The following is an 18113-nucleotide window of genomic DNA, read 5'->3' as shown; positions in this document are numbered from 1 at the left end:
GGTTGCATACTAGCCAAGTATCTTGTCTACCCGGCTCGATTGCCTTGCAGACGAACACCCGTGCGAGTCGCCGGTGAAGTGCCTGCCGTAGGCCGAGCAAGGGGCGCCAAGCTGGAGGCAGCGCCCAGGATCATGTCGGTGAGCTGTTCAATGATTTGCCGTTGTGACAGGGTCGAATCGATGTCCTGCGATTGGCAAAGGCTTTCGAGCATGCCGATGACCCTGTTGGCGAAGAACCTGGTCGCCGAGCTATCCAGGCCTCGATGGAGCAGGGTAGAGGCAATGATGGCGGTCAGCTGCTGGGTGTACTCATCGCGCATCGCTGCGTGCAGCCGATACTGTTCTGCCGTCAGGTTGCGCGCTTCACGCAGCATGAGTTGCAACCTTTTGCCCTCGCGCTGTTGAAGCTCGATGAAGGCACTCACGAATGCATGCAGGCGGGCGCGCGAGCCCTGGGCGGCCTTGAGCTTTGCTCGGGTGAGGCTCAGCAGGTCGCTCATGCATTCTTCGATGAGGTCGAAGAGCAGTGCCTGTTTGCTTTCGATGTGGTTGTACAGGGAACCCGCGCCGATACCCAAGCGGGCGGCCAGGTCGCGCAAGCTCGTATTCTGATAGCCCTGTTCAGCGAACAAGTCCACTGCCGCCAGGTACAGGCGCTGCTGTGTCCCGGCCGGTGGGGCAGGTTGTGTGTTGGTGTTCATGGGGTCTCTGGGCTGTTGGTGCCAGGGGCGGGCAGGTGGCTTGCCGCCCAGTGAGGGCGGCAAGCGGCTCAGGGGCTAGTACTGCTTCTGGGTAACGTCTTGCGCGGGAAATGCCTGAGGGTGCCGGGCACCGCGCCTGGCAAGCGAGTAATAGACGAGCGCCGGCAAGATCAAACCCACCAGCCAGGAAATGTCCGTCTCACCCAGGTATTGCACCAGCGGGCCGGTATAGAAGCTGGTGGCAATGAAGGGCATCTGCACCATCACCCCGAACCCGTAGGTGCCGATACCTACCCAGTTCCAGCGGCCATAGCGGCCATCGGGGTCGTCCAAGGCCGCGATGTCGTAGCGTTCCTTGGTGATGAAGTAGTAGTCCACCAGGTTGATGGCACTCCAAGGCGTGAAAAATGCCAGCAGAAACAGCAGGAAGGACTTGAACGCGCTGAGGAAGGAATGCTGCCCGATCAGCGCAAGGGTGGTGGAGATGCCGACAATACAGAGCACGAATACCAGGCGCTGGCCGGAGGACACCGTGAAGCGTTTGTGAAACGCACTGACAATGGTGGCGATGCACATGAAGCTGCCATAGGCGTTCAAGGTGGCGATGGTCACTTTGCCAAAGCCGATGCTGAAGAACAGCAGGCTCGCAATCAGCCCGCTGGCGCCCAGGCTGACGATGTAATTCACCTCATGCCCTGAGAAGGCACTGCCTGCCAGGGCGGCAGCGAACACGCCGAGCACCATGGAGGTCTGTGAACCGAGCACTGAGCCCAGGCCTACGGCAAGGAACGTGCGCAACGGGGAGGTGGCACTGGGCAGGTAACGCGAGTAGTCGGCCACGTAGGGGCCGAAGGCGATCTGCCACGAGGCCGAAAGCGAAATGGCCAGAAGGAACGTGTTCCAACCGAAGTGTCGGTTATCGAGCAAGGTGGCGATATCGTTCACCGAGAACATGCGAACGAAAAGGTAGGCGAATGCCACCAAGCCGAGCGCACTGGCAACCCGCCCCAGCAGGTGAATCACCCTGTAGCCACACACCGTCAGGGCCACGATCACGGCGGCGAAAACGAGGATGCCGCCGGTATCGCTGATATTGGCCATGCGGCCGATGGCCTGGCCGGCCAGCACCGTGCCGGTGGCATTGAACCCGATGTACATGATGCAGACCAGTACCAGCGGTATCACTGCACCGAACACACCGAACTGCACGCGGCTGGAAACCATTTGCGGCAGGCCCAGACGCGGGCCTTGAGCGCCATGCAGCGCCATCACGATGCCGCCGAACACCTGGCCGATCAACAGGCCGATCAATGACCAGAACACATCGCCACCCAGCACCACTGCCAAGGCACCGGTGACGATGGCCGTTATCTGCAGATTGGCACCGAACCATAAGGTGAACTGGCTGAAGAGGCGACCGTGGCGTTCGCTTTCGGGGATGTAATCGATGGATCGCGTTTCTATGAGGGGCTTGCCAGACATGAGCGTGTCTCCTGTGGCGCCACTGCCCATGGCGCCTCTATTGTTGTTATGTGACCGATGCCCTTTGAGCCTGAACGGCTGCTGCCGCCCAGGCTGACCACCTCACGCGCGGGCGGCGTCTAGTACGGCGCGGGAGATGATGATTTTCTGCACCTCCGAAGTCCCTTCAAAAATGCGCAGGATGCGTGCATCGCGCACCAGGCGCTCCAGCGGCAGGTCGCGAATGTAGCCATAACCGCCATGCAGTTGGAGTGCGGCATCGGTGATGAAACCGGCCGCCTCGGCGGCGAACAGCTTGGCGGTGGCCGACTCCAGGCTGAAGCGCCCGCCCGAATCACGGCTGGCCGCAGCGTGCAGGGTCAGCAGGCGCGCTGCCTGCAATTGGCTGTGCATGTCTGCAAGACGCCACTGTGTACCCTGGTAGGCAGCCAATGGCTTGGGGCCGATCTGGCGCTGCTGGGCCCAGCTGAGGCTGTGCTCCATGGCGGCGCGGGCGATGCCCAAGGCCATCGCCGCCACTTCTACCCGGCCGCGATCCAAGACCTCCATCGCGGTCTTGAAGCCATGGCCTTGCTCGCCCAGCAAGGCGCTGGCGGGCAGCCAGCAGTCCAGCGACAGCTCATAGATCGTGCTGCCGCGCAGGCCCATGGTCTTTTCCGGGCTGGAAAAGGTGATGCCCTGCGTCCCTTTGGGAATGACAAAAGCGCTGATGCCGTGATGACCCGCGTCGCCGTCGGTCTTGGCGTACAGCACGATGAAATCGGCTTCGCGGGCATTGGTGATGTAATGCTTGCTGCCACGGATCCGCCAGCCATCATTCTCCTGGCTCGCTCGGGTGCGCATATCGGCCGGGTTGGAGCCGGCCGCAGGTTCGGTCAGCGCGAACGCGCCCAGCAACTCGCCAGTGGCGGCGCGGGGCAGCCATTGCTGACGCTGCGCCTCGGTGCCACCGATGAGCAGCGAGTCGGTGGCCAGAAAATGCGCGGTCATTGCCGACGCGGTGGAGGCGCAGGCCGCGGCCACCGCCTCCACCACGCGGCTCATTGCAAGGCTTGTGATGCCAAATCCGCCATAGGCCTCAGGCAGATTGATGCCCATGAACCCCAGATCACCCAGGGCCTTGAGGCTGTCGGCGCAAAACGCCTCGGACTCATCAAGGCCCTGGGCCTTGGGTTTCAGTACGTCTTGAGCAACGCGCTCGGCAGATTCGATGATTGCCAGTTCCGCGGCGTCCAGTTCGTAGTTCATTGTTATTCTCCAGTGTGGGGCAGGCCGAACAGGGCATTGGCTTCGCCCAGGCGGGGGGCAGGCGAAGCGGCGTGGGGTTTGCTTGCGTTGAAAAACACCGGCTGCGGTACCAAGGGCGACTGTGCACCGCCCTCTATCAGCAATTGGCGCACCTGGGCTTGCTCGCTGCTGGTGGCCTGGGCCAGATCCCATACAGGCGAGGCGGGCACCCCGGCGTCCAGCAGCAAGTCACAGATCTGTTCAACGCGTTGGGTGCTCGTCCAGGACTCGATCCGTGCTTTCAAGGCCGCTTCGTTGGCGGTGCGCGAGCCGTCGTCGACGAAGCGCGGGTCATCGCCCAAGGCCTGGCATTGCATGGTCTGGCACAAGCGGCGGAACAGCTTGTCGCTGGCGACTGCGATCACCACCAGCCCATCAGCGGCGCGGTAGGTGTCGAATGGCGTCGAGACCGGGTGACGGTTGCCCACCAGCCCCGGGGCGCGACCCTGAGCAAACAGATTGGAGAGGCCGGTCATTTGCAGGCTGACCAAGACGTCGAACATCGCCACATCCAGGTACTGTGCGCCAGCGGCGTGGAACTCACGGGCGAACAGCGCCGAGCTGATTGCCCAGGCGGCGTAGACGCCAGCGCAGAGATCGCCAAGTGCTTCGCCACTGCGGGTTGGGCCGGTCTGGGGGAAACCTGTCACGCTCATCAGGCCGGACATGGCCTGGGCGACGATGTCGTAGGCCGGGCGGGTGGACAGTGGCCCGCTCTGGCCGAACCCGGAAATACTGGCGTAGATCAGCCGAGGGTTGAGTGCCTTGAGGCTGTCGAAATCGATGCCCAATCGCTGGGTCACGCCGGGGCGGAAATTTTCCACCACGACATCGGCATCGGCCACCAGTGCGTGAAAGCGCTGAAGCTGGGCCGGGTCCTTGAAATCAAGTTCGACGCTGCGCTTGCCACGGTTGATCAGGCCGAAATAGACGCTCTCGCCATTTTCGCCAAAAGGGCCCAGGTGGCGGCTGTCATCGCCATGCCCCGGCACTTCGAACTTGATCACTTCGGCGCCTAGGTCAGCCAGCATCGCAGTGCAGTGCGGGCCGGCCAGTACACGGCTCAGGTCCAGCACACGCACCCCTTGCAGCGGCTTGGGAGCGCAGTTCTGTGGATTCATGGCTTGGCTCCTCACGGCTGGGTGCTGGTGATCATCGGCAGGTTCAGGCCCTGCTCCTTGGCGCAGTCGATGGCGATCTGGTAGCCCGCATCGGCATGGCGCATCACCCCGGTGGCCGGGTCGTTGGTCAGCACGCGGGCAATGCGCTCGGCCGCCTCATCGGTGCCGTCGCAAACAATCACCATGCCAGAGTGCTGCGAGAAGCCCATGCCGACACCGCCGCCGTGGTGCAGGGAGACCCAGGTGGCGCCGCTGGCAGTGTTGAGCAGGGCATTGAGCAGCGGCCAGTCGGACACGGCATCGGAGCCATCCTGCATGGCTTCGGTTTCGCGGTTGGGGCTGGACACCGAACCGGAGTCCAGGTGGTCGCGGCCGATCACGATCGGCGCCGACAGCTCGCCGCTGCGCACCATTTCGTTGAACGCCAGGCCCAGCTTGGCGCGCAGGCCCAGGCCAACCCAGCAGATGCGCGCCGGCAGGCCCTGGAAGCTGATGCGCTCGCGGGCCATGTCCAGCCAGCGGTGCAGGTGGGCGTCGTCGGGGATCAGTTCCTTGACCTTGGCGTCGGTCTTGTAGATGTCTTGCGCATCACCCGACAGCGCAGCCCAGCGGAACGGGCCGATGCCGCGGCAGAACAGCGGGCGGATGTAGGCCGGCACGAAGCCTGGGAAGTCGAAGGCATTGGCCACGCCCTCTTCCTTGGCCATCTGGCGGATGTTGTTGCCGTAGTCGAAGGTCGGCACGCCTTGCTTCTGGAAGTCCAGCATGGCTTGCACGTGCACGGCCATGGACTGTTTGGCGGCCTTGACCACGGCGGCCGGCTCGGTCTGCGCGCGGTCGCGGTACTGCTCCCAGGTCCAACCGGCTGGCAGGTAGCCGTTGAGCGGGTCGTGGGCGCTGGTCTGGTCGGTGACCATGTCCGGGCGCACGCCACGCTTGACCAGCTCTGGCAGGATTTCGGCGGCGTTGCCGTGCAGGGCGATGGAGATGGCCTTGCCTTCGGCGGTGTACTTGGCGATGCGCGCCAGGGCGTCATCGAGGTCGCTGGCCTGTTCGTCGACGTAGCGGGTTTCCAGGCGGAAGTCGATGCGGCTCTGCTGGCATTCGATGTTCAGCGAGCAGGCACCGGCCAGGGTCGCGGCCAGTGGCTGGGCGCCGCCCATGCCGCCAAGGCCTGCGGTCAGTACCCACTTGCCCTTGAGGCTGCCGCCGTAGTGCTGGCGGCCGGCCTCGACGAAGGTCTCGTAGGTGCCCTGGACGATGCCCTGGCTGCCGATGTAGATCCAGCTGCCGGCGGTCATCTGGCCGTACATGGCCAGGCCCTTGGCATCCAGCTCGTTGAAGTGTTCCCAGTTGGCCCAGTGTGGCACCAGGTTGGAGTTGGCGATCAGCACGCGCGGGGCGTTGGCGTGGGTCTTGAACACGCCGACCGGCTTGCCCGACTGCACCAGCAGGGTTTCGTCGTCGTTGAGGTGGGTCAGGCTCTCGACGATCTTGTCGTAGCAGGCCCAGTTGCGCGCGGCGCGGCCGATGCCGCCGTACACCACCAGTTCCTTGGGGTTTTCGGCGACCTGCGGGTCGAGGTTGTTCATCAGCATGCGCAGCGGCGCTTCGGTCAGCCAGCTTTTGGCCGTCAGCTTGTTGCCACGCGGGGCGCGGATTTCGGTGTCACGGAATCGGGAAGCTTTCATGGCGGTTTCCTTCTTATGAATGCAGTGCAGAGGTGGGTGTTGTTAAGTCTTATACATACAAACATATATCAACCTGTATATACAACATGGGGTGCGCCAATGTGCCTGATGCCAGGTGAAAGGTTTCATCTGCGTCGGGAAAAAAAAGAATTGGCTTTGTTTTCAGTAGCTTGCGACTGAATAGAGCGCGGTCAAAGAGGAGGGAAAAGCGGGGTTTGACGACGGAAGGTCAAAAAAATTTTTGATCGATGCCTAACGCGATGCGCACGCGGTCATCGATCAAGCTCAGTCGATGACCCTGGCGGAGGAAAGCGCGGTTACTGCCCGAAACGGCCTTCCAAGCGGTAGCGCGAGCCTGGATAGATCAGCCGGGCGCAGCCAACTTGCCTTTTACCCGACCAGCTGCGGCGCCGGATGAGAAGACAAGGGTCGGTGCGTTTGATGTGCAGCAGTTTGCACTCCGCGGGTGTTGCCTGGATGGCCTCCACCATGTGCTCGGCTTCGGTCAGCGGCGCGAGTTGGATCAGGTAGGCAAACGGCGTGATACGGGTGAAATCCTGCTTGAGATAATCGGGGGCGATGTCGGCATTGACGAAGCGTTCCTCGATTTGCACTGGAATTTCGTTTTCGTAGTGCACCAGCACCGAGTGGAACAGGTTCTCGACCTCATCCAGGGAGAACAGCAGCGAAGCCGGGAGCGGCTCTGCAAGCGCCTCGAGCCGGACCACTTCACTGCGATGCAGGTGTCCGCGCTTGGTGATTTCCTCGGCGATGTCGTGGATCTGAAACAGTGCGGCATGCCCTTTGACCTCTGCCACGAAAGTGCCTACGCCTTGCAGGCGCACCAGCACGCCTTCGATGGTGAGTTCGCGCAAGGCCCGGTTGATGGTCATCCGGCTGACGCCCAGCTGGTTGAAGAGCTCACTCTCGGAGGGCAGCTTGAAGTTGGGGCCCCAGACGCCGGTGCGGATCTGTTGAAGGATGATGTCTTTGACTCTTGCATAAAGCGGGGCGGGGCTTTCTAGGGCAAATGCGGCCAAAGATGCACGATCGTCAGGTTGGGGCACTGTTTTTTCCTGGTGAGAGGGAGTGACTAGCGAAGCAGTTTAACCTTTACTTCAGGTTCCTCGCCATGGCGGGCAAACCCCTGAACGTAGCGTCGTGATAGGAGGCGTTGCAATGCCAGCAACCGATGCGACATCCCGCTTCGAAGCAACGCTTCGTCGCCCGGCAAAGCCCGGCGACGATTCCTCGTGGGCGTTCGTGATACTGCCAGAAGAGGCCAGTGCAAAACTGCCGAGGCGTGGAAGGACGAGCGTTGAAGGCACGATCAACGGGCGCCCGTTTCAGGCGACCTTGGAGCCGGATGGTCAACTGAGCCATTGGCTGCGGATTAGTGCGGCGTTGCTCGAAGCGGCACAGGCAGCCATCGGGGATACCGTCACAGTGGAGTTGGCGCCTGCGGAGCAGGAGCTCGAACCTGATATCCCGGCGGATTTTCAAAAGGCCCTGGCAGCCACGCCTGAGGCCCATCGGGTTTGGAGCAGTACGACCACCCTCGCACGGGTGGACTGGATTCACTGGATGACGTCGGCCAAGCAATCCGCGACGCGCGCAAAGCGCATAGCGGATGCATGCGACATGCTTGCATCCGGCAAGAAGCACGTTTGCTGTTTTGACTCGTCGGGCTATTACAGCAAGGCGTTTCGTGCGCCTGAGGCGGAAGATGACGCCTAGGGGCGGTCCCAGTGGATGGCACCGGCTGCGCCGGTGTTCGCGGGGCAAGCCCGCTCCCACAAGAAAGAAAGTGGATAGTGCCAGCTTTTGGGGGTTGGGCTAGCTTCTTGCTGCGAAACGCAAGGTCAGTGGCAGTACCAGCATCCAGATTGGCGCGAGGATGAGCCCGGTAAGCAAAGGTCCTAATGGCAACTCGATGCCCGCCACCCTGGCTCCGGCGAGGTAGGCCAAGGGGCCGCCCAGCAGGCCCAGCAACGCGGCGCGCCAGAGCGGTCGGCCGGCCCAGGCCAGGCTGTGGCGCAAGCCGCTGGCCAGCACCAGCCACAGCAATGCCAGCCATAACGGCAAGGGCCCTTGCGCGAAGCGAAACACCCCCAACAGGCCCAGCACGCTGTCGAGCAGGCAGCCGGCCAGGGCCACCCACAGCAAAACCCGCACCTCACTGCGCAGGCGTGGGCACAGGCACAGGTGCACCACCAGCCCCGCCAGCACCAGCCACAGCAGCCACGGCTGCCGCGCGCCCAGCACGCAGGCCCACCAGCCGGCCTGCAGCCACAGGGCATTGCCCAGCAGCCAGCCGCGGGCCATGTTCATGCCCCTGGCAAGGGCGCCCGGCGCGCCAGGGGCGCGGCCCAGAGCATCTGTGCCACGCCGATGGTGCGCTCCTCGAAACCGCCCTGGCAGTAGCACAGGTAGAACTCCCACAAGCGCTGGAAGGTTTCGTCATAGCCCAGCGCCGTGAGCTCCGAGCGCGCCAGGCGCAGGTTGTCGCGCCAGTGGCGCAGGGTGCGGCTGTAGTCCTGGCCGAAATCTTCCAGGTGCACCAGGTTCAGCGCGGTCTGGCGGCTGGCGGTGTCGAGCAGCACGCTCAGCGAGGGCAGGGCGCCACCAGGGAAGATGTAGCGCTGGATGAAGTCGACCGAGCGGCGGGCCTGGGCGTAGCGCTGGTCGCGGATGGTGATGGCCTGCAGCAGCATCAGGCCGTCGTCCTTGAGCAGCGCCGCGCACTGGCGGAAGAAGGCCGGCAGGTAGCGGTGGCCGACGGCTTCGATCATCTCGATCGACACCAGCTTGTCGAAGCGCCCGCGCAGGTCGCGGTAGTCCTCCAGCAGCACCGTGACCCGCTGCTCCAGGCCCAGGGCCTTGACCCGCTGCAAGGTGTAGGTGTGTTGCGCGGCGGAAAGGGTGGTGGTGGTGACCCGGCAACCGTATTCCAGGGCGGCGTGGAGGGCCAGGCTGCCCCAGCCGCTGCCGATTTCCAGCAGGTGCTCATCAGGCTTGAGCTCGAGCTGCTGGCAGATGCGCTCAAGCTTGCGCCGCTGGGCCTGCTCCAAGGTTTGCCCGGGGCTGTCGAAGCGTGCGGCGGAGTACATCATGCTGGGGTCGAGCAGGCGTTCGAACAGCGCATTGCCCAGGTCGTAGTGAGCCAGGATATTGCGCCGCGCACCGTGCCGGCTGTTGCGGTTGAGCCGGTGCAGCAGGCGCAGCGGCGGGCGCGCCAGGCGAGCCAGGCCGCCCTCCATGGCATCGAGCACCTCCAGGTTGGCGACGAACAGGCGCGTGACGGCGGCAAGGTCGGGGCTGCGCCAGTAGCCGTGGATGTAGCCTTCGCCGGCGCCGATCGAGCCGTTGCCGGCGACCAGCCCCCAGGCGGCGTTGTCGAGGATCTCCACTTCCGCGTACAGCGGGCTTGCGACGTCGCCGAAGGTCCATTGCTGGCCCTGGCTGATCAGCCGCAGGTGGCCGTGGCGCAAGCGGCGCAGCTGCGCCAGCACGGCGTGCCGGGCCAGGCCGCCGAGCAGGGGCGCGAGGCCGGCCGATTTGCTAATGCTCAAGGTCGGTGCGGGCATGGTCGTGCTCCTCGCGGGCAGGTTGGCCGAGCGCCAGGTCGTGCTGGCTGGTGAAGTGGTCGTGTACGGGGGTGCGCTTGAGCAGCAGGCGCAGGGCTTGCCAGTAGATGGCGCTGACGGTGCGCAGGCTCATCCACGGGAACGCCAGCAGGTAGCGCCGCAGGCTGGCACGCGAAAGTGGCTGGCGCTGCAGGGCCAGGTCGGCTTCGAAGCATTTTTGCCCGGCGCGCCAGTTTTCCATGTGGATGCGCACGTGCTGGGCGTCGAGGGCGAAGCGCAGGTGGTAGTCCATGTCCGCTGGCAGGAACGGCGAGACGTGGAAGGCCTTGGCCACGCTCAAGGGCTGGCCCAGCTCGCCCTGCACCGGCAGCACGTAGTGGAAGCGCTCGCGCCAGGGCGTGTTGCGCACCTCCAGCAGCACGGCGGCAACCTGGCCGTGGCGGTCATGGCAGAAGAACACGCTCACCGGGTTGAACGACAGGCCCCAGCTGCGCGGCTGGGTCAGCAGGTGCACGGCGCCTTCGGGCACCTGCCCGGTGGCCTGGCCGACCAGCAGCCGCGCGGCCTCGGCCAGCGGCATGCCCTGGCGGGTGAGGGCCGGCAGGTAGTCGGTCTGCCGCCAGCACAGCGGCGCCAACCGCGAGCGCCCGAGCCAGCGGCTCAGGCCTGGCAGTTGCGCTTGCTCGGCGAGGTCCAGGTAGAACATGCCGATGCGGTAGCCAAACGCATGGGGTCTGGGGGCCAGGCGCCGGTGGCTGACCCAGCCGTGGCAAAGGCTGCTGTTCACAGCTGTTCTCCAAAGTGTTCGGCCACCTTCAGCGCACTGAGCACGCCATCTTCATGAAAGCCGTTGGCCCAGTAGGCGCCGCAGTAGTAGCTGTGCAGCGGGCCTTGCAGCTCGGCGTGGCGGGCCTGGGCGGCAACGGCGCCGAGGCTGTACTGCGGGTGCGCGTACTGGAAGCGGGCCAGCACCTGCTGCGGGTCCACCAGGGCGCTCTGGTTGAGGCTGACGCAGAAGGTCACCGGCGCCTCGATGCCCTGCAGGATGTTCATGTTGTAGGTGAGCGCGGCAGGCGCCTGCGGGCTGCTGCCCAGGCGATAGTTCCAGCTGGCCCAGGCCTTGCGCCGGCGTGGCAGCAGGCGCTGGTCGGTGTGCAGCAGCACCTCGTTGGCGGCGTAGCGGATGGCACCGAGGATCGCCCGCTCCGCATCGCTGGGCGCCGCCAGCAGGGCCAGGGCCTGGTCGCTGTGGCAGGCGAACACCACCTTGTCGAAACGCTCGCTGCCGGCTGCGCTGCTGACCTGCACCCCTTGTGCGTCGCGCTCCACCCGCTGCACTGGGCAGCCCAGCCGGATGCGTTCGGCGAACGGCTGGCACAACGGCGCCAGGTAAGCCCGGGAGCCGCCTTCGATCACCCGCCATTGCGGGCGCTTGCTGACCGACAGCAGGCCATGGTTGCGGCAGAAGCGCACGAAGAACTGCAACGGGAACGCGAGCATGTCGGCCCGTGGCATCGACCAGATCGCCGAGCCCATGGGCACGATGTACTGGTCGATGAAGCGCTGCCCGTAGCGCTGCTGGTGCAGGTAGGCGCCCAGCGTGGTGTCGCTGGCGATCCGCTGCTGGTCGAGGTCGGCCAGGGCCTGGCGGTTGAAGCGCAGCACGTCGCGCAGCATCCCCCAGAAGCCAGGGCGCAGCAGGTTGCGGCGCTGGGCGAACAGGGTGTCCAGGTTGTGGCCGTTGTACTCAAGGCCCGTGGCCGGGTCATGCACCGAGAAGCTCATTTCGGTCGGCCGGCTGGCCACGCCCAGCTGTTGCAGCAGGCGAATGAAGTGCGGGTAGGTCCAGTCGTTGTAGACGATGAAGCCGGTGTCCACCGCGTAGGCCTGCCCTTGCCATTGCACGTCGACGGTATGGGTATGCCCGCCCAGGCGCGGCTCGGCCTCGTACACCGTGACCAGGTGGCGGCGTGACAGGAGGTGGGCGCAGGTCAGGCCGGCGATGCCCGTGCCGATGATGGCGATGTGCATGCTGGGCTAACCCTGGGGCTTGCGCGCGATGCGCCGGCCCAGTGCCAGGCGCCAGGCCGGCGGCAGGGCGCCGAGCAGGCGCAGAAGGCGAGTGAAGCCGCCGGGGAAGGCGATTTCCAGCGGGCGCCGGGGCAGGCGCGCGAGGATATGCGCGGCGGCGCGTTCGGCGCTCCACAGCTGCGGCATGGGGAAGTCGTTGCGCCGGGTCAGCGGGGTGTCGACGAAACCAGGGCTGACCAGGGTAACGTCGATGCCTTCGCCGACCAGGTCGATGCGCAGCGATTCCACCAGGTAGCGCAGCGCCGCCTTGGAGGCGCCATAGGCGCCCGCGCGCGGCAGCGCCAGCCAGCTGACCGAGCTGCCCATCACCACCAGGTGCGGCTGCTGGCCACGGCGCAGCAGGGGCAGGGCGGCGGCCAGGCAATGGCTGGTGCCGTTGACGTTGGTGCGCATCACCCGCTCGACCAGGGCCGGGTCGAACTGCCCCGGCTCCAGGTACTCGCAGGTGCCGGCGTTGAGTATCACCAGGTCCAGCGCGCCCCATGCCTGTTCGATCTGTGCGGCAATCTGCGCCACCTGCTCGGGCTGGTCGAGGTCACCCACCGCCAGCAATACCTGGCCCGGAAAGCGCGTGGCCAATGCTGCCAGGCTGTGTGCCTGGCGAGCACCCAGGGCGACCTGGTGGCCTTGCTCCAGCAAGCGCAGCGCCAGGGCCGCGCCGATGCCGCTGCTGGCACCGGTCAGCCAGCAACGGCTCATGCCAGCCGGCCCTTGAGCCAGCGGATCGCGCCGCCCATCAGCGGGAGATGCTCGTAGAGCAGGGCGCCTGCGTCGAAGTAGTCCTGGTGAAAGTGCACCCGCTCGTGCCAGCGCAGGTGGCTGCAGCCCTGCAGGCTGATCCGCCTGCCGCCGGCCAGGCGCGGGTGGCGGTAGTGCAGGGTCCAGCGGATGTAGCCGTGGCCGGGCTCCAGTTCGTCGGTGCCCTCGAAGTGGTACTGCACCTCGGACACGTTGGCGTACAGCTGGGCGAAGTAGGCACGCAGGGCAGGGAGGCCGTCGATCTGGTGCAAAGGGTCGCGGAAGGCTACATCCGCGCTGTACAGGTCGCCCAGTACCTCGAGATTGTGTGTATCCAGCGTGGCAAAGCGTTCGACGAAGCGTTGCAGGAAGGCGGACATGCACAATACCTGTACAAAAGTAAGGTTCTGTACAAGGTATAGTGCAGGTGCCTGGATAAATCTATACAGCAGAACTGTTTTGTACAATTTTCTCCTGCAGGGCATCACGCAGCTGGATCACCCCTTCGAGCGCTAGCGCCTGGGCTGAGTAACACAGGCCGATGCGCCGGCGCAGGTCCAGCTGCGGCAACGCTTCGCTGCGCACTTCGCGGTGTTCGGCGGCAAGCGAGGCCGGCACGATGGCGCTGCCCAGGCCGGCGGCAACCATCTCCAGGGCCAGGCCGAAGGTCTCGGCTTCGGCCACCGGGCGGCTGTCGTAGAACGGCAGCAGGCGCTGGTGGCTGGGTTGCGCGGGGCAGGTGACCCAGCGCCTTGCCTCGCCCGCCTGCGGCGACGCCAGCACGAAAGGGTCGCTGTGCAGGGGCAGGAACAGTTCGTCCTCGCAGCGCAGTTCTTCGCTGGCCAGGCGCGCCGCGCCCGCGCAGCCGGTAACCAGCTGCAGCTGCAGCGCAGGGCTGAGGGTCGCCGCCGCCTGCACCACCTGGCGCAGCACCGCAGCGCCCACGTCCTGCTCGACGCCGATCTGCAGCGGCGCCTGTTCCCGGTCGTGCTTGAAGCGGGTCAGCAACCGGCCGGCATCGGCCACCATGCGCTGCGCCTCGGGGTACAGCGCGCGGGCATCCTCGGTCACCTCCACGCCCCTGGCCTGGCGCACGAACAGCGTGGTGCCCAGGGCTTGCTCAAGCGCCTTGATGCTGCCGGACAGGGCCGGTTGGCTAAGGTGAACGGTGCGCGCGGCGGTGGTGATGTTGCGCGCCTCGAAGACTGCGATGAAGGCGCGAAGCTGACGATAATCCATGGTTTACCCATAAGTGATGCCGATGGCTGCCAAAAGAATATCCCATTTTTCGTGCCTGGAACTGGCTCCTATACTGCCAGCGCTACCTACCCATAGACATTTCGGATAACAGGACGCTTGCCATGACCGCTACCCACAAACCCCTGGTCGTCATCACCGGTGCCAGCTCCGGTATCGGCCTGGCCACCGCCAGGCTGCTCTCCGGCCGCGGCCACGCGCTGTTGCTGCTGGCCCGTCGGCTGGCGCCGATGCAGCAGCTGCAACTGCCCAACAGCCTGGCCCTGGCCGTGGACATCACCGACCGGGCGGCGGTGCTGGCTGCCGTGGCCGAGGCCGAGGCGCAGTTCGGCCCGGTGGACGCGATCATCAACAATGCCGGGGTGATGCTGCTGGGCAGCATCGCCACGCAAGACCCAAGCGAATGGGACCGCATGCTCGACGTCAACGTGCGCGGGCTGCTCAACGGCATCCACGCGGTGGCCGGCGGCATGGTCGCGCGCAAGCGCGGCACCATCATCAACGTCAGCTCCGTGGCCGGGCGCAAGGCGTTCCCCAACCACGTGGCCTACGTCGGCACCAAGTTCGCGGTCACCGGGTTGTCCGAGAACCTGCGCGAAGAGCTGGCGCCAAGCAACGTGCGGGTGATCACCATCGAGCCGGGGGCAGTGGATACCGAGCTGCTCAGCCACACCACCGACGACGCCATCAAGGCCGGCTACGACGACTGGAAGCAGGAGATGGGCGGGGTGCTCAGCGCCGAGCACATCGCCGAGGTGATCGACTTTGCCTATGGCCAGCCGCAGTCGGTGTGCGTGCGCGAGATCGTGGTCTGCGCGACCCGGCAACAGGCCTGACGCACCACGGCCGGCAAGACCTCAGGTCACCTGCGGGTGGCCTTTTGGCTTGCGCGGTCAATACTTCCCTGTACAGGCGGGCGTGTTGCGGGTTTCGCGCGCCGCGGGAGGTTACCGATGAACAAGCTAGCAATTGTGGGTGCCGGGCTGGTGGGCGAGGCGGCAGCGCAAATCATCGCCCGGGAAGAGTTGTGCCATGAACTGGTGTTGCTCGATGTGCAGGGCGAACTGGCCAAGGGCAAGGCGCTGGATATCTGGCAGGCGGCCATCGAGTCGGGCTCCGATACCCGGGTGGTGGGCGGGGCCGATGCGCAGATGCTGCAAGGTGCCGACCTGGTGGTGATCACCGCGGGCGTGCCACGCAAGCCCGGCCAGTCGCGCCAGGATGTGTTGAGCATCAACCTGCCGATTCTCGACGGCATCCTGGCGGATATCAGGCGCCATGCGCCGGCTGCGACGCTGTTGGTGGTGTCCAACCCGGTGGATGTGCTGACCTACCGGGCCTGGTCGGTCAGCGGGCTGGGGCGCGACAAGGTATTCGGCCAGGCCGGGGTGCTGGATACCGCGCGCATGAAGTGCTTCATCGCCGAGGAAACCGGCTTTTCCGCACGCGATATCACCGCGCTGGTGCTGGGCGGGCACGGCGACAGCATGGTGCCGCTGATGCGCTACTGTGCGGTCGGTTCGGTGCCGCTGGCGCAGTTTCTGTCCAGCGAGCAGATCGAGCGGATCGTGCAGCGCACCCGCCAGGGTGGCGGCGAGATCCTGGGCTTGAAGAAGGTCGGCAGCGCCTGCGATGCACCGGGTGTGGCGATTGCCCAGATGGTCGATGCCATCGCCCATGGGCGCAACCGCATCTTGCCGACGGTGGCGATCCTCGAGGGCGAATACGGGCGCACGGATATCGCCATGGGTGTGCCCTGCGTGCTGGCCAGGCAAGGGATTGCCCGGGTGATCGAAATGCCGCTGGATGCGCAGGAGCAGGCGATGTTCGACCACTCGGCCGATCAGGTCGCGCGTGATATTGCCGAAATGAAGGCACTCTAAAGCGCTCCCACAATGCCCACCACACAAGAGGCAAACCATGAGCAAGGTATTCGTCAACATCGGCCTGAGCCTTGACGGCTACATGGCACCGGACGGCATGAGCATCGAGCACTGGGACCACCCCGAGTACAAGGACTGGGGCGCCAAGTGGGGCGCGCTCATGAGCTGGATTCTCAAGCAGCAGTACTTTCGCGAACACCTGCTGTTCGCCAAAGGCGGCGAAACCGGCCCGGTCAACGACATGCTGCGCAGCACCATGGAGCGTGCCGGCGCCTACATCATGGGCAAGCGCATGTTCGATGCCGGCGAGCGCAGCTGGCCAGAAGAGGCGCCATTCCACGCTCCGGTGCTGGTCCTCACTCACCAGCAGCGCGAGCCGTGGGTGCGGTCGGGCGGCACCACCTTCCACTTCTTCAACCACGGCCCGGCCAAGGCGCTGGAGCAAGCCCGGGCACTGGCGGGCGGCCGCGACATCCGCATCTCGGGCGGCGCCGATGTGATACAGCAGTACCTGAACCTCGACGCCATCGACGAACTGGAGATCGCCCTGGCGCCGGTCATCTTCGGCAGCGGCCGGCGCCTGTTCGAGCACCTGCACGGCCCCGCCCCGCAGTTTCGCATCGACAAGGCCCTGCATACGCCAGACGCCACGCACCTGCGCTACGTGCGTGGCTGAAACCGCCAGTCCTCCCTGGCGGTGAGTTTCTGGCATCATGCACCGGCCCTTTCCGAACGCTGAACGAGCCTGAAACCATGGACCCGCATACCTTACTGGCCTTCACCCTGGTCGCCGCGATTGCCATCGCCAGCCCCGGCCCTGCGACACTGATGGCGATCAACAACAGCCTGGCCCATGGCCAACGCAGCACGATCTGGTCCTCGCTGGGCAACGCCAGTGGCCTGTTCTGCCTGTCGGCAGCCGCGATGCTCGGCCTGGGCGCGTTGCTGGCCAGCTCCGAATGGCTGTTCAACCTGGTGAAGATCGCCGGCGCCGGTTACCTGTTGTACCTGGGCGTGAAGCAGCTGCTGAACAAACGCCCGCTGCTGGCAGGCGACATCCAGGCAGGGGAGGCACGCAGGCCGACGCGCCGCAAGTTGTACCGCTCGGCGTTCTTCACCGCGCTGTCCAACCCCAAGGCGACGCTGTTCTTCACGGCGCTGTTCCCGCAGTTCATCGACCAGGGCGCCGCCTTGTTCCCGCAGTTTCTGATCCTGACGGCGATTTTCATGACGCTCTCGGTGTCGTCGCTGAGCCTGTACGCCGCGCTGGCCTCGCGCGCCAAGGGCGTGCTGCAGCGCCCCGAGTGGTCGCGCTGGGTCAGCCGCGGCGTGGGGGCGACCTTCATCGGCTTTGCGGCCGGGATCCTCGCCATGCGCCGGCAGACGGCCTGAGCCATGACCGACAGTGCAAAACCCAACCGGGCCATCTACGACCTGGACATGCTCCGCGCCGTGGTGATGGTGGCCGACTGCGGCAGCTTCACCACCGCTGCCGCCCGCCTGCATTCCACCCAGTCGACGGTCAGCCAGAAGGTGCGGCGCCTGGAAGAAATGGTCGGGCACCAGCTGCTCGACCGCAGCAACCGCGAAGTGCACCCCACCGATGCCGGCGAGACCCTGCTGGGCTACGCGCGGCACCTTCTGGCGGTGAGCAACCAGTTGAGCGAAGCCTTGTCGGGTGGGGTGACGGTCACCGTGCGCATCGGCCTGCCCGACGACTTCGTCGCCGGCAAGACCGTGCAGGCGCTGGCGGCTTTCAACCGGCGCAACCCCAAGGTCAAGCTGGAGATCACCGGCGGCCTGAGCCGTGACCTGATGAGCGCCTACGACCGTGGCGAACTGGACCTGGTGCTGGTCAAGCAGCGGCGCCACAGCCGCGAGGCCAATGCCTGCCAGCCGGAGCGCATCGAGTGGTTCGACAGCGCCCAGTACCCGTGTTTCGCCCAGGACCCGATCCCGCTGGTGACCTTCCCACCGCGCGGGCTGTACCGCGACGACATGATCAACGCCATCGAGGCCATGGGCCGCAGCTGGCGCATCGGCTTTACCAGCTCGAGCCTGGCCGGCATCCAGGAGGCGGTGGCCAATGGCCTGGGCGTGAGCCTGCTGCCGCTGCGCGTGGTCACGCCGGAGCATCGAATTCTGGGGGCAAAGGAGGGGTTCAAGCCGATCAAGGTGTTCGAGGCGGCGATCTTCCATGGGCCCACGGCGGACCCTGTGGTCAAGGAGCTGGCCGATATCCTGATCGGGATTCTCAGGGCCGAGGCTGAGTAGT

Annotated in this window: 19 protein-coding genes; 6 read left to right on the top strand and 13 right to left on the bottom strand. The window is 65.4% G+C overall.

Annotated elements, in window-relative coordinates; all coding sequences use genetic code 11:
* Positions 1 to 26 precede the first annotated feature (26 nt).
* The 6 genes from ACIPG5_RS20820 to hutC form a co-directional block, all read right to left on the bottom strand.
* Positions 27 to 701, bottom strand: coding sequence for a TetR/AcrR family transcriptional regulator (locus ACIPG5_RS20820; RefSeq protein ID WP_401377783.1), 675 nt, complete (start codon positions 699 to 701; stop codon positions 27 to 29).
* 75 nt (positions 702 to 776) lie between these two features.
* On the bottom strand, positions 777 to 2183 hold the full coding sequence (locus tag ACIPG5_RS20815) for a purine-cytosine permease family protein (RefSeq protein ID WP_401377780.1): 1407 nt from the start codon (positions 2181 to 2183) through the stop codon (positions 777 to 779).
* Between the two features lie 102 nt (positions 2184 to 2285).
* Positions 2286 to 3431, bottom strand: a complete 1146-nt coding sequence (locus tag ACIPG5_RS20810) for an acyl-CoA dehydrogenase family protein (RefSeq protein ID WP_176511521.1) — start codon at positions 3429 to 3431, stop codon at positions 2286 to 2288.
* A gap of 2 nt (positions 3432 to 3433) precedes the next feature.
* Positions 3434 to 4591: a CaiB/BaiF CoA transferase family protein gene (locus ACIPG5_RS20805; RefSeq protein ID WP_401377777.1), complete on the bottom strand. Its 1158-nt coding sequence runs from the start codon at positions 4589 to 4591 to the stop codon at positions 3434 to 3436.
* 11 nt (positions 4592 to 4602) lie between these two features.
* Entirely contained in the window at positions 4603 to 6282 is a 1680-nt protein-coding gene (hutU, locus tag ACIPG5_RS20800; protein ID WP_401377774.1) for a urocanate hydratase, read from the bottom strand.
* Between the two features lie 317 nt (positions 6283 to 6599).
* On the bottom strand, positions 6600 to 7349 hold the full coding sequence (gene hutC / locus ACIPG5_RS20795) for a histidine utilization repressor (protein ID WP_176517554.1): 750 nt from the start codon (positions 7347 to 7349) through the stop codon (positions 6600 to 6602).
* A gap of 112 nt (positions 7350 to 7461) precedes the next feature.
* On the opposite strand from hutC, the gene ACIPG5_RS20790 reads away from it, so the two are divergent.
* Positions 7462 to 8019: a YdeI/OmpD-associated family protein gene (locus ACIPG5_RS20790; RefSeq protein WP_401377771.1), complete on the top strand. Its 558-nt coding sequence runs from the start codon at positions 7462 to 7464 to the stop codon at positions 8017 to 8019.
* A 99-nt stretch (positions 8020 to 8118) separates the two neighbouring features.
* On the opposite strand, the gene ACIPG5_RS20785 is transcribed toward ACIPG5_RS20790, so the two are convergent.
* The 7 genes from ACIPG5_RS20785 to ACIPG5_RS20755 form a co-directional block, all read right to left on the bottom strand.
* Positions 8119 to 8607, bottom strand: coding sequence for a DUF2878 family protein (locus tag ACIPG5_RS20785; RefSeq protein WP_401377768.1), 489 nt, complete (start codon positions 8605 to 8607; stop codon positions 8119 to 8121).
* A gap of 2 nt (positions 8608 to 8609) precedes the next feature.
* On the bottom strand, positions 8610 to 9869 hold the full coding sequence (locus tag ACIPG5_RS20780; RefSeq protein ID WP_401377766.1) for a class I SAM-dependent methyltransferase: 1260 nt from the start codon (positions 9867 to 9869) through the stop codon (positions 8610 to 8612).
* Positions 9844 to 10656: a DUF1365 domain-containing protein gene (locus ACIPG5_RS20775; protein WP_401377763.1), complete on the bottom strand. Its 813-nt coding sequence runs from the start codon at positions 10654 to 10656 to the stop codon at positions 9844 to 9846. The genes ACIPG5_RS20780 and ACIPG5_RS20775 overlap by 26 nt, the downstream gene beginning before the upstream one ends.
* The gene (locus ACIPG5_RS20770; RefSeq protein WP_401377760.1) at positions 10653 to 11900 is read right to left on the bottom strand and encodes an NAD(P)/FAD-dependent oxidoreductase; all 1248 of its coding nucleotides are present in this window, start codon (positions 11898 to 11900) and stop codon (positions 10653 to 10655) included. The genes ACIPG5_RS20775 and ACIPG5_RS20770 overlap by 4 nt, the downstream gene beginning before the upstream one ends.
* A 6-nt stretch (positions 11901 to 11906) precedes the next feature.
* Positions 11907 to 12659 carry an SDR family oxidoreductase gene (locus tag ACIPG5_RS20765; protein WP_286911896.1) on the bottom strand — a complete coding sequence of 251 codons (753 nt, stop codon included), beginning with the start codon at positions 12657 to 12659 and terminating at the stop codon, positions 11907 to 11909.
* A complete protein-coding gene (locus tag ACIPG5_RS20760) occupies positions 12656 to 13078 on the bottom strand; it encodes a nuclear transport factor 2 family protein (RefSeq protein WP_176517561.1) in 423 nt (140 codons plus the stop codon). Before ACIPG5_RS20760 ends, ACIPG5_RS20765 begins: the two co-directional genes overlap by 4 nt.
* Positions 13079 to 13139: 61 nt before the next feature.
* Complete coding sequence (locus ACIPG5_RS20755) at positions 13140 to 13937, bottom strand: LysR family transcriptional regulator (protein WP_401377755.1); 798 nt, start codon at positions 13935 to 13937, stop codon at positions 13140 to 13142.
* A 122-nt stretch (positions 13938 to 14059) separates the two neighbouring features.
* Here ACIPG5_RS20755 and ACIPG5_RS20750 point away from each other — a divergent pair, with 122 nt between their 5' ends.
* The 5 genes from ACIPG5_RS20750 to ACIPG5_RS20730 all read left to right on the top strand — a co-directional run bounded on the left by ACIPG5_RS20750 (position 14060) and on the right by ACIPG5_RS20730 (position 18112).
* Positions 14060 to 14791, top strand: coding sequence for an SDR family oxidoreductase (locus tag ACIPG5_RS20750; RefSeq protein ID WP_176517563.1), 732 nt, complete (start codon positions 14060 to 14062; stop codon positions 14789 to 14791).
* A gap of 117 nt (positions 14792 to 14908) precedes the next feature.
* Complete coding sequence (locus ACIPG5_RS20745; protein WP_401377752.1) at positions 14909 to 15838, top strand: malate dehydrogenase; 930 nt, start codon at positions 14909 to 14911, stop codon at positions 15836 to 15838.
* A 37-nt stretch (positions 15839 to 15875) separates the two neighbouring features.
* Positions 15876 to 16514: a dihydrofolate reductase family protein gene (locus ACIPG5_RS20740; protein WP_401377749.1), complete on the top strand. Its 639-nt coding sequence runs from the start codon at positions 15876 to 15878 to the stop codon at positions 16512 to 16514.
* A gap of 77 nt (positions 16515 to 16591) precedes the next feature.
* A complete protein-coding gene (locus ACIPG5_RS20735; RefSeq protein ID WP_401377746.1) occupies positions 16592 to 17230 on the top strand; it encodes a LysE family translocator in 639 nt (212 codons plus the stop codon).
* 3 nt (positions 17231 to 17233) lie between these two features.
* Complete coding sequence (locus ACIPG5_RS20730; RefSeq protein WP_176517567.1) at positions 17234 to 18112, top strand: LysR substrate-binding domain-containing protein; 879 nt, start codon at positions 17234 to 17236, stop codon at positions 18110 to 18112.
* Position 18113: the final 1 nt, after the last annotated feature.

Source organism: Pseudomonas sp. NPDC087029 (assembly GCF_044745345.1).
GTDB classification, from domain to species: domain Bacteria; phylum Pseudomonadota; class Gammaproteobacteria; order Pseudomonadales; family Pseudomonadaceae; genus Aquipseudomonas; species Aquipseudomonas faucium.
This window is presented reverse-complemented; position numbering and strand designations above follow the sequence as displayed.

What these genes read in the sequence shown, in the direction of transcription:
- ACIPG5_RS20820 (WP_401377783.1), bottom strand. Translation starts at nt 701, where the DNA reads ATGAACACCAACACACAACCTGCCCCACCGGCCGGGACACAGCAGCGC.
- ACIPG5_RS20815 (WP_401377780.1), bottom strand. Translation starts at nt 2,183, where the DNA reads ATGTCTGGCAAGCCCCTCATAGAAACGCGATCCATCGATTACATCCCC.
- ACIPG5_RS20810 (WP_176511521.1), bottom strand. Translation starts at nt 3,431, where the DNA reads ATGAACTACGAACTGGACGCCGCGGAACTGGCAATCATCGAATCTGCC.
- ACIPG5_RS20805 (WP_401377777.1), bottom strand. Translation starts at nt 4,591, where the DNA reads ATGAATCCACAGAACTGCGCTCCCAAGCCGCTGCAAGGGGTGCGTGTG.
- hutU (WP_401377774.1), bottom strand. Translation starts at nt 6,282, where the DNA reads ATGAAAGCTTCCCGATTCCGTGACACCGAAATCCGCGCCCCGCGTGGC.
- ACIPG5_RS20790 (WP_401377771.1), top strand. Translation starts at nt 7,462, where the DNA reads ATGCCAGCAACCGATGCGACATCCCGCTTCGAAGCAACGCTTCGTCGC.
- ACIPG5_RS20785 (WP_401377768.1), bottom strand. Translation starts at nt 8,607, where the DNA reads ATGGCCCGCGGCTGGCTGCTGGGCAATGCCCTGTGGCTGCAGGCCGGC.
- ACIPG5_RS20780 (WP_401377766.1), bottom strand. Translation starts at nt 9,869, where the DNA reads ATGCCCGCACCGACCTTGAGCATTAGCAAATCGGCCGGCCTCGCGCCC.
- ACIPG5_RS20770 (WP_401377760.1), bottom strand. Translation starts at nt 11,900, where the DNA reads ATGCACATCGCCATCATCGGCACGGGCATCGCCGGCCTGACCTGCGCC.
- ACIPG5_RS20765 (WP_286911896.1), bottom strand. Translation starts at nt 12,659, where the DNA reads ATGAGCCGTTGCTGGCTGACCGGTGCCAGCAGCGGCATCGGCGCGGCC.
- ACIPG5_RS20760 (WP_176517561.1), bottom strand. Translation starts at nt 13,078, where the DNA reads ATGTCCGCCTTCCTGCAACGCTTCGTCGAACGCTTTGCCACGCTGGAT.
- ACIPG5_RS20755 (WP_401377755.1), bottom strand. Translation starts at nt 13,937, where the DNA reads ATGGATTATCGTCAGCTTCGCGCCTTCATCGCAGTCTTCGAGGCGCGC.
- ACIPG5_RS20750 (WP_176517563.1), top strand. Translation starts at nt 14,060, where the DNA reads ATGACCGCTACCCACAAACCCCTGGTCGTCATCACCGGTGCCAGCTCC.
- ACIPG5_RS20745 (WP_401377752.1), top strand. Translation starts at nt 14,909, where the DNA reads ATGAACAAGCTAGCAATTGTGGGTGCCGGGCTGGTGGGCGAGGCGGCA.
- ACIPG5_RS20740 (WP_401377749.1), top strand. Translation starts at nt 15,876, where the DNA reads ATGAGCAAGGTATTCGTCAACATCGGCCTGAGCCTTGACGGCTACATG.
- ACIPG5_RS20735 (WP_401377746.1), top strand. Translation starts at nt 16,592, where the DNA reads ATGGACCCGCATACCTTACTGGCCTTCACCCTGGTCGCCGCGATTGCC.
- ACIPG5_RS20730 (WP_176517567.1), top strand. Translation starts at nt 17,234, where the DNA reads ATGACCGACAGTGCAAAACCCAACCGGGCCATCTACGACCTGGACATG.